Genomic DNA, 9,018 nt, shown 5'->3' with positions numbered 1-9,018 from the left:
GATCAGCTGGGCCGCGCGACGTGGCCCAGCCCGCTCCGGATCGTCGCGATCGACGGGCGCACCGGCATCCGGCACGTGTTCGACCGGGATGCCGGAGTGCCGCTCGCCCGGGCTGTGGCGGCGAGCACCGCGATCCCGGCCCTCGTGGGCGCCGTGCCGATCGGCGGTTCCGCGTACTTCGATGCCGGCGTCGCCGACACGACGAGCGCGGACCTCGCCGCGGGGTACGACCGGGTGACGATCATCGTGCCGAACCCGCGGCCGCCGCTGGAGGACCACGTCCGGATGCTGCGGGCGGGCGGCGCCGAGGTCGTCACCGTGCTGCCGAGCGATCTGCGCGTGCTCGGCGCGGGTCAGCGCCGGCTGGATGCCGCCGGCCAGCCCGAATCGTTCGCCCTGGGTGAGCGCGACGGGCGATCGATCCCGGCCTGAGTCGGCGCCGCGCCGCCCGGCGGGACTACCAGCCGAGCTGCGCCGCGAGCGCCTCGGTCACCGGCCCACGGGCCAGCTCGATGTGCGCGTGCGTCTGGGCGCCGGCGAGCTCGGCGTTGCCGGTTGCGATCGCCCGGAACATCTGCCGGTGCTCCTCGGCGTGCTCGGTCTCGCGCGTGGCCCGGGTGAGGCGGAACACCCACTCCATGCGCCCGAGCATCGGCCCGAGCGCCCGCATCAGGATCGAGTTGCCGGACAGGCGCACGACCTCGGCATGGAACTCGAGCGTGCCGACCCCGGGCAGGTCGTCGGTGCCCGGCTCGACGCTGCGCTGGAGCGCGTCGGCGAGCTTGTCGAGCGAGGCGACCCCGGATGCCACACGCATCGCCGCACGCCGCGCCGCGAAGGGCTCCACGCACAGCCTCGCGTCGAACAGCTCGTCGATGTCGGCGCGTGAGACGTCCGCGACCCGCGCTCCGCGGTTGGGCAGGGTGACCACGAAGCCCTCGGCCTCCAGCCGCTGCAGCGCCTGGCGCACCGGGATGCGGGACACCTCGAACAGATCCGAGAGATCGCGCTCCTTGAGCCGGCTGCCCGGCATGAACCGGCCATCGACGATCGCCTCCCAGATGTCGCGGTAGACGGCGTCCCCGCGCGCCGTGCTGAGGGTCAGGTCGATTGCCTCGATGTCCATGGTGTCTCCCGTCCGCTCCCACGGTAACCGGGGTGCGGCGCCTCCGGCACGATCGTCAGATGACGACCTGGGCATCCTCCACGACCACGCGTCCGCCGGCCACCACGGTCTCGCGGCGCGGGCCGAGCACCAGGGCGTCGGGGACGTTCTGCGCGTCGACGAGCACGATGTCGGCGCGCGAGCCCGCGGTGAGGTCGTGCTGGTCGCGGTGCACGAACGGCGCGGCCTCGGTGGATGCCAGCGACACCGCGCGGGCGAGGTCGTCGTCGGTGCGCATGCCGTGCAGGCGCGCGAAGGTCAGCGCGACGCTCAGCAGGTCGCCGTCGCCGAACGGGTTCCACAGGTCGCGGATGCCGTCGGTGCCGAGGCCCAGACCCATCCCGCTCTCGCGCATCGTGCGCCAGGGCAGGGGTGCCGTCCGCACCGGCGCGACCGTCGTCCACGAGATGCCGGCCTCGGCGAGGCGCGGCAGCAGCTCCTGCTGCTCGCGGTCGGAGATCTCGCCGAGGGCGAAGCCGTGGGCGACGTTCACACGGCCCTGCGCGCCGACGGCCAGGGTGCGGTCGGCGATGAGCTCGATCTGGAACTTGCCGAGCTCGCCGCCGTCGTGCAGGTGGATGTCGAGGCCGACGCCGGTGCGGTCGACGATGTCGAAGAGGGCGTCCAGCTGCGCCACCGGGTCGCGGTCGATGCCGGCCGGGTCGAGCCCGCCGATGTTCTTCACGCCCATCGAGGCCGCCTCCTCGAGCAGCTTCACGACGCCGGGGCGGCGGATGACGCCGTCCTGCGGGAAGGCGACGATCTCGATCTCGATCGCGCCGCCGAGGTTGCGGCCGGCCTCGAGCACGTCCTCCACCCCGCGCAGTCCGAGACCGAGGTCGACGTCGACGTGCGACCGGGTCGCGGTGGTGCCGTGGCGGAGGAACTGGCGGAGGATCTTCTCCACCCCGCCCACCGACGGGATCTGCAGCTCGTCGCGGTGAGCCCGCTCGTGCTCGATGCGGCCCTGGGTCGACGGCACCCCGCCGTAGGACACCCACGGCTGGTCCCACCAGGACTTGTCGACGTGCGCGTGCGCGTTGATGAAGCCGGGCAGCGCCAGCAGGCCCCTGCCGTCGACGACCGGCGCATCCGCGGCCGTCGCGGTGCCGGCGGGCACGACCGCGCCGATCGACTCCCCCATGATGACGATGTCGGATGCCGCGGCCCCGAGCGGCCGGACGTTGCGAAGAATCCACGTAGCAGTCACTCGACAAATGGTATACCAACCTGCATCCTTCGCGCCGTCCATGAGGAAGCGCTCACGCACCTGTGCGCGGGAGCCGCCCGGCGTACCGTGACGACCAGGACGCCCAGGGAGGTCATCGCACATGAGCGAAGCGAGCAGCAGAGGGTCCGACGGCATCTTCCGTCGCAAGCCCATCGACCAGATCGAAGACGAGACGAGCACGAGCGGACTGAGGCGGGAGCTCGGTCTGTGGCAGCTGACGGCGATCGGCGTGGGCGGCATCATCGGAGCCGGCATCTTCACACTCGCAGGCGAAGTCGCCAATCAGACCGCCGGCCCCGCCGTGCTGATCTCGTTCCTCGTCGCCGGCATCGCGAGCGCCGCGGCCGCGCTCTCGTACGCGGAGTTCGCCGGCATGATCCCCAAGGCGGGATCCGCGTACACCTACGGGTACGCGGTGCTCGGCGAGTTCGTCGGCTGGTTCATCGGCTGGGACCTGCTGCTCGAGTACACGGCGATCGTCGCGGTGGTGGCGATCGGCATCTCCGGGTACATCGGGTTCCTCGTCCAGCAGTTCGGCGTGGACCTGCCGAACTGGATGCTGGGCGCCGTCGGCACGGGTCCCGGCCGCGTGGTCGACGTCTTCGCGGTGCTGCTGTGCCTGCTCACGGCGTTCGTGCTCACCCGCGGCATCCGGAACGCCGCGCGGTTCGAGTTCGTGACGGTCGGCATCAAGGTGCTCATCGTGGTGCTGATCATCGTGCTGGGCGTGTTCCACATCGACAGTGCGAACTACCACCCGTACTTCCCGTTCGGGTTCAGCGGGGTGATGACCGGGGCCGCGACGGTGTTCTTCGCGGTCTTCGGCTACGACGCGATGTCGACCGCTGCCGAGGAGTCGAAGGATGCCCGCAAGCACATGCCGAAGGCCATCCTGCTGTCGCTCGCGATCGCGATGGTGCTGTATGTGCTCGCGACCCTGGTGCTCACCGGCATGCAGAACTACCGCCACATCGATCCGAAGAGCGGCTTCGCGTCGGCGTTCGCGTCGGTCGGCTTGAACGGCGCGGCGAACATCATCGCGGTGGGCGCCATCATCGGCATCATCACGGTGCTGCTCACCTTCATGCTGGGTGTCACGCGCATCTGGTTCTCGATGAGCCGCGACGGACTGATGCCCGCGTGGTTCGCCCAGACGAGCCGCAAGCACGGCGTGCCGAGCCGCGTCACGTGGATCGTCGGCATCGCGTCCGCGATCCTCGCGGGCGTGATCCCGATCGCGACCGTCGCCGAGCTCACGAACATCGGCATCCTGCTCGCGTTCGTCGTGGTGTGCGCGTCCGTGATCGTGCTGCGGTACCGGCATCCGGAGATCCCCCGCGCGTTCCGACTGCCGCTCATGCCCGTGGTGCCGGCGATCGGCGTGATCGCGTCGATCTGGCTCATCTCATACCTGCACTGGGAGACGTGGGTGCGGTTCGCGGTCTGGTTCGTGCTGGGGCTCATCGTGTATTTCGCGTACTCGAAGCGGCACTCGCTGCTCGCACCGGGCAGCCCCCGACGTGCAGAGGATGCCGCGAGCCGGAGTGCCGGGAACGCGGACGCCTGACCGGAGCGGACCGCTCGATCCCCACCACGGCATCCTCGACGCGCCGGACGATGATCCGTCAGCGCCCACGCCCGAGCTGCTCCTGCCAGTCCGCCGGCACGCGGTCCGCAGGACCCGGAGCCGTCTGCTCGACGGGACGGTGATCGGGCGGCGGCAGCGGGACGCCCCGCACCGCCTTGTCGGTGACGAAGTCCCAGAACCACGCCTCGCCGGGCTCCAAGCTGCGGATGAACCGGTGGCCCGTCTGCTCGAAGTGCCAGCGGGCGTGCCTTTCGAGCGAGTCGTCACAGCATCCGACGTGACCGCATTCCACGCAGCGGCGCAGATGGAACCACCAGCCCCCGGCCGCCTCGCATTCGGCGCATCCGGTGCCGGACGGGGGCGGCACATCGCTCAGCGGGATGTCACGGACGTCGTCGGCCATGCGCACACTCTATGCCGGTGGGCCCGGCGCCGCGGCGGCCCCGGATCGGCGGCAGCCGTGCGCCGTCAGCGAACTCGCGTCCCGGCCGCCGCGGCCGGCGCAGACTGAGTGCGTGAGCGAGAGCACGCCGGATCCGGACGCCCTGGATGCGTATTCGGCCACCGTCATGCGCGTCACGCGAACCGTGCTCCCGTCGGTCGCCGCGGTGACGGTGCGCACGCGGCGCGGCGACGGCGCCGGCAGCGCCTCGGTGATCACGACCGACGGCCACCTGCTCACGAGCGCCCACGTGGTCGGCGACGCGTCCGGGATCGAACTCGCCTTCTCGGACGGCACCTCGACCGCGGCCCACGTGGTCGGCGCCGACCTGCTGTCGGACCTCGCGGTGCTGCGGGCGGACGACCCCACTCCCCCGCCGGTGCCGCTGGGTGACGCCGCACGGCTGCAGGTCGGTCAGCTCGTCGTCGCCGTCGGCAACCCGCTGGGCCTTGCCGGCAGCGTGACCGCGGGCATCGTGTCGGGCCTCGGCCGGTCGCTGCCGACGCGCTCCGGACGCACCATCGACGAGGTGATCCAGACCGACGCCGCGCTCAATCCGGGCAACAGCGGCGGCGTGCTCGCGGACAGCGCCGCCCGCATGGTGGGCGTCAGCACCGCCGTCGCCGGCATGGGCCTCGGGCTCGCCGTGCCGATCAACGAGACGACGCGCGCCATCATCGACTCTCTGCGCCTGACCGGGCGGGTGCGCCGCGCGTGGCTGGGCATCGCGGGAGCGAAAGTGCCGCTGAGTCCCGCCGCCGCCGCGAAGGTGGGTTCGCCCGCCGGCATGCAGGTGTCGTCGGTGGTCGCCGGGAGCCCGGCCGCACGCGCGGGAGCGCACCCCGGGGATGTGGTCATCTCGCTCGACGGCATCCCGATCCTCGACCCGACCGGCGTGCAGCGCGCCATGGTGGAAGGGGCGATCGGCCGCCGCATGGAGATGACGGTGTGGCGCAACGGCGCTCTCGTCGACGTCGTCGTGGAGCCCGAAGAGCTGCGCGTCCCCTGACCCGCCCTCAGGCCGGAACGCCGGGCAGGATCACATCGAACCGGGATCCGCCGCCGACGTTGCGGGCGCGGATCTCACCGTCGTGCGCCACGACGATCCCGTGCGCGATCGCGAGTCCGAGTCCCGCTCCGCTCGACCGTCCCCAGACGACCCGGTCCGCGGCGGAGCGCGGGGTGCGGGATGCCGCCGCCCGCCAGCCCGCGCGGAACACGTTCTCGAGGTCCTCCGCGGGGATGCCGCCGCCCTCGTCGACGACGCTGAGCACGGCACGCCCCTCGGCATCCTGCTCCGTCGTCACCGAGACCGACCGTCCCGGGGGCGAGTACTGGATCGCGTTCATCAGCAGGTTCCCGACGACGCGGCCGAGCTCGCGGGCATCCCCCCGCACGAAGACGTCCGGGCTCGGGGACTCCCGGATCGTCACGTCGCGGGACTCGGCGAGGGTGCGCAGTTCGGCCACGGCGTCGCTGACGAGGTCGTGCAGCGACACCGCCTCGAACGTCAGCACCAGCCGGCCGGACTGGATCTTGGACAGCTCGAACAGGTCGTCGACGAGGTCCGACAGGTGGTCCACCTGCAGGCGCATCTGCCGGTGGAAGCGCTGCGGGTCGTCGGCCAGGCCGTCCTCGAGCGCCTCGGCCATGGCCCGCAGCCCGGCGAGGGGCGTGCGCAGGTCGTGCGAGATCCACGCGATGAGCTCGCGCCGCGACGCATCCAGCGTGGCGACCTCCGACCGGGCATCCTCGAGCCGCCGGCTCGTGCGGGCGAGCTCCTCCGCGACTGCCGCGAGCTCCGAGGTGGAGGCGTCAGGCGGCACGACCGCCCCGCCGGCCCCGAGCGCCTCGGCGATGCTGCGCACCCGTCGCGCCTGCCGCACGAAGGTCGCCGCGAGCACCACCGCGACGCCGAGCGACACGACGGCCGCCACCCCCGCCACCCACAGACTGACGAGCAGGTCGTGCGGCGAGAGGAACATCGCCCGCGCGACCGCCGCCATCCCGACCGCGGTCGCGATCGTTCCGGTGAGCACCACGATCGAGACCTGCAGCAGGATCGACCGACGCCGGGCCAATCGCAGCGCGAGCAGCCCGACGGCGCCGACGAGCAGCGCGCAGGCGAGCGCCACCCCGACGATCGCGGCGAGATCGCCCGGCCGGATCATGTCGCCGCTCCGACGTCGAGCCGGTATCCGACGCCCCACACGGTCTGCAGGATGCTCGGGTGCGCGGGATCCTCCTCGACCTTCTCCCGCAGCCGGCGCATCGTCACGGTCACGGTCGACAGATCCCCGTACCGCCAGCCCCACACCGATTCGAGCAGCTCCTCCCGGGTGAAGGCGCGCTGCGGATGCTTCAGCAGGAACGCGAACAGGTCGAACTCGCGCGCCGAGAGGGTCAGCGGCGTCCCCCGTCGCAGCACGAAGCGCGCCGACGGATGCAGCGTGAACTCGCCCAGGTCGAACGGCGCCTCGGGCGCGTACTCGGCGAGGCTGCGCCGCAGCACCGTGCCCACGCGCAGCACCAGCTCGCGCGGCGAGAAGGGCTTGGTGACGTAGTCGTCGGCACCGGCTTCGAGGCCGTCGATCCGGTCGTCGGTGGCGCCGAGCGCGGTGAGCATGACGACCGGGATGTCGTGCTGCGCGCGGATGCGCCGGCACACCTCGATCCCGTCGATGCCGGGCAGCATGCGATCCATCACGATGAGGTCGGGCGGGCGGTCGTCGATGAGCGCCATGGCGGCGAATCCGTCGGCGACCTCGTCGACGATGTACCCGGCCGCGTCGAGGTAGGTGCGCACCACTTCGCGCACGGTCTCGTCGTCCTCCACGAGCAGGATGCGGCGATCGGCGAGCGCGCCGGCATCCGCTGCGACGTCGGATGCCCCACCGACCTGCCCTTTCGCCATGCGCTCAGGATAGGTCGGGCGGCCTCCCCCGCGTCCGGACATCCCTTACGAATCCGTGACACCGGACGTCATCGGTCGGTAAGCGGATCGCCGTTCCCCTGCCGCCCGCGCGGTGCGACCGTGGATCCCGCATCATCCCTGACCACTCCCACGGAGGGAACCACCATGAAGATCAGATACCGTGCCGGCGCCGCCGCGCTGGCCGCCGCCGCACTGTTCGGGGCGAGCGCGACCGCGGCCAACGCCGCCACCCGAGACGACGGCAGCACGACCGGAGCCGTGTTCGTGCAGACGGACGCCCTCGCCGGCAACACCGTCGTCGCGTACGACCGGCTCGCCGACGGCACGCTCCGCCAGGCCGGCACCTACGCCACGGGCGGCGACGGCCTGCAGCTCACGGGGTCGGTCGCCGACCACCTCGCCTCGCAGAGCTCGCTCGCCCGCATGGGCGCGACGCTCTTCGCCGTCAACGGCGGCAGCGACACCCTCACCTCGTTCGCGATCGTCGGCGACCACCTGGTGCGCCGCCAGATCGTCGGCACCCGCGGGGACGCCCCGGTGAGCATCGCCACCCACGACAACCGCGTGTTCGTGCTCAACGCGCGCGACGGCGGCTCCATCCAGGGCTACCTGAACCTGGGCGGGTACCTCATCGCCGTCCCGTCGTGGCACCGCGCGCTCGGACTCGACCCGAACGCGGCACCCGAGTTCACGCACACGCCCGCGCAGATCGCGTTCACGCCGGACGGGACGAAACTCGTCATCTCGACCAAGGGGAACACGAGCTCGTTCGACGTGTTCGCCGCGACGCCGGCCGGCCTGTCGGCGGCGCCCGTCGTCACCCCGGTGCCGGGAGCCGTTCCGTTCGGGTTCCAGTTCGACGCCGCCGGGCACCTCGTCGCCAGCGAGGCGGGCACCAACTCGGTCGCCACGTTCGCCGTCGGGGCGGACGGACGACTGACCACGCTCGCCACGGTCGCGACCGGGCAGGCGGCCACCTGCTGGATCGTCGTCGACGGCTCGTACGTCTACGCGTCGAACGCCGGCAGCGGCACCCTGAGCGGATACCGCATCGGCGCGGACGGCTCGCTGACCTCCGTCGGCGTCACCTCGACGCACGCCGGAACGGTGGATGCCGCGGTCAGCGCGGACGGCGGCTCGCTGTACGTGCAGACCGGCGTCGCCGGAATGGTCGACGAGTTCCACGTCGGCAGCGACGGCTCGCTCAGCGCGATCGGCTCGGTGCTCGTGCCGGATGCCGCCGGCGGCGAGGGCATCGTCGCCCGCTGACGACCCCCGCGGATCACTGCTGCAGCCGCGGGTCGTGCGACGGATCGGCGTACATCGCCGGGCATCCGTCCGTCACGGCCCGCGGCCGCAGTTCGTAGTGCCACGGTTCGTTGGCGTAGATCCGGCACACGCCGTACGCGGCGCCGTGCCGGGTCAGCCATTCGTCGGCCGAATCCGGCCCGAGGTCGATGGCCTCGCCCTTCACGTGCTCGGAGGCCTCCGGTGTCGCCACCCACCGCTCGGCCGCGGCCTTCGAGCCGTACTCGGCGATCGCCTGCTGCAGCATCCACTCCTGCAGTCTCGGCGAGCGCCAGCCGCTGTTGACCTGGAAGCGGATGCCGGATGCCGCCGCGGCCGTCGCCGCGCGGCGCACCGCGGCGAGCAGGGC

At 72.1% G+C, this 9,018-nt stretch carries 10 protein-coding genes; 4 read left to right on the top strand and 6 right to left on the bottom strand.

The genetic code is table 11. The features are described 5' to 3' along the window. The coding region (locus tag VJR25_RS01005) for a patatin-like phospholipase family protein (RefSeq protein WP_324111601.1) at window positions 1-432 on the top strand (432 nt) is incomplete at its 5' end. A 25-nt stretch (window positions 433-457) separates the two neighbouring features. On the opposite strand, the gene VJR25_RS01000 is transcribed toward VJR25_RS01005, so the two are convergent. Both VJR25_RS01000 and VJR25_RS00995 read right to left on the bottom strand, forming a co-directional pair. After that, window positions 458-1,126 (bottom strand): GntR family transcriptional regulator, encoded by a 669-nt coding sequence (locus tag VJR25_RS01000; RefSeq protein WP_324111599.1) that lies wholly within the window; start codon window positions 1,124-1,126, stop codon window positions 458-460. 55 nt (window positions 1,127-1,181) lie between these two features. After that, window positions 1,182-2,375 carry an amidohydrolase gene (locus tag VJR25_RS00995; protein WP_324111597.1) on the bottom strand — a complete coding sequence of 398 codons (1,194 nt, stop codon included), beginning with the start codon at window positions 2,373-2,375 and terminating at the stop codon, window positions 1,182-1,184. 121 nt (window positions 2,376-2,496) lie between these two features. Here VJR25_RS00995 and VJR25_RS00990 point away from each other — a divergent pair, with 121 nt between their 5' ends. After that, window positions 2,497-3,963, top strand: coding sequence for an amino acid permease (locus tag VJR25_RS00990; RefSeq protein WP_324111595.1), 1,467 nt, complete (start codon window positions 2,497-2,499; stop codon window positions 3,961-3,963). A 58-nt stretch (window positions 3,964-4,021) separates the two neighbouring features. On the opposite strand, the gene VJR25_RS00985 is transcribed toward VJR25_RS00990, so the two are convergent. Continuing rightward, window positions 4,022-4,387, bottom strand: coding sequence for a UBP-type zinc finger domain-containing protein (locus VJR25_RS00985; protein ID WP_324111593.1), 366 nt, complete (start codon window positions 4,385-4,387; stop codon window positions 4,022-4,024). 112 nt (window positions 4,388-4,499) lie between these two features. Here VJR25_RS00985 and VJR25_RS00980 point away from each other — a divergent pair, with 112 nt between their 5' ends. Then, window positions 4,500-5,435 (top strand): S1C family serine protease, encoded by a 936-nt coding sequence (locus VJR25_RS00980; RefSeq protein WP_324111591.1) that lies wholly within the window; start codon window positions 4,500-4,502, stop codon window positions 5,433-5,435. A 7-nt stretch (window positions 5,436-5,442) separates the two neighbouring features. Here the strand turns inward: VJR25_RS00980 and VJR25_RS00975 are convergent, their stop codons facing one another. Both VJR25_RS00975 and VJR25_RS00970 read right to left on the bottom strand, forming a co-directional pair. Then, the gene (locus VJR25_RS00975) at window positions 5,443-6,597 is read right to left on the bottom strand and encodes a HAMP domain-containing sensor histidine kinase (protein WP_324111589.1); all 1,155 of its coding nucleotides are present in this window, start codon (window positions 6,595-6,597) and stop codon (window positions 5,443-5,445) included. Next, a complete protein-coding gene (locus VJR25_RS00970; protein WP_324111588.1) occupies window positions 6,594-7,340 on the bottom strand; it encodes a response regulator transcription factor in 747 nt (248 codons plus the stop codon). The genes VJR25_RS00975 and VJR25_RS00970 overlap by 4 nt, the downstream gene beginning before the upstream one ends. Before the next feature lie 165 nt (window positions 7,341-7,505). Here VJR25_RS00970 and VJR25_RS00965 point away from each other — a divergent pair, with 165 nt between their 5' ends. After that, window positions 7,506-8,630: a lactonase family protein gene (locus VJR25_RS00965; RefSeq protein WP_324111586.1), complete on the top strand. Its 1,125-nt coding sequence runs from the start codon at window positions 7,506-7,508 to the stop codon at window positions 8,628-8,630. A gap of 13 nt (window positions 8,631-8,643) precedes the next feature. Here the strand turns inward: VJR25_RS00965 and VJR25_RS00960 are convergent. Further along, on the bottom strand, window positions 8,644-9,018 hold a 375-nt coding region (locus tag VJR25_RS00960), incomplete at its 5' end, for a D-alanyl-D-alanine carboxypeptidase family protein (protein WP_324111583.1).

The organism is Microbacterium sp. (genome assembly GCF_035277845.1).
Taxonomy (GTDB): Bacteria; Actinomycetota; Actinomycetes; order Actinomycetales; family Microbacteriaceae; genus Microbacterium.
Note: the sequence above shows the minus strand (reverse complement) of the source record. Positions and strands in the feature narration are given on the sequence as shown.

Excerpts from the sequence above, each read along its gene's own strand:
- VJR25_RS00965 (WP_324111586.1), top strand. The coding sequence starts at position 7,506 with ATGAAGATCAGATACCGTGCCGGCGCCGCCGCGCTGGCCGCCGCCGCA.
- VJR25_RS00985 (WP_324111593.1), bottom strand. The coding sequence starts at position 4,387 with ATGGCCGACGACGTCCGTGACATCCCGCTGAGCGATGTGCCGCCCCCG.
- VJR25_RS00975 (WP_324111589.1), bottom strand. The coding sequence starts at position 6,597 with ATGATCCGGCCGGGCGATCTCGCCGCGATCGTCGGGGTGGCGCTCGCC.
- VJR25_RS00970 (WP_324111588.1), bottom strand. The coding sequence starts at position 7,340 with ATGGCGAAAGGGCAGGTCGGTGGGGCATCCGACGTCGCAGCGGATGCC.
- VJR25_RS00990 (WP_324111595.1), top strand. The coding sequence starts at position 2,497 with ATGAGCGAAGCGAGCAGCAGAGGGTCCGACGGCATCTTCCGTCGCAAG.
- VJR25_RS01000 (WP_324111599.1), bottom strand. The coding sequence starts at position 1,126 with ATGGACATCGAGGCAATCGACCTGACCCTCAGCACGGCGCGCGGGGAC.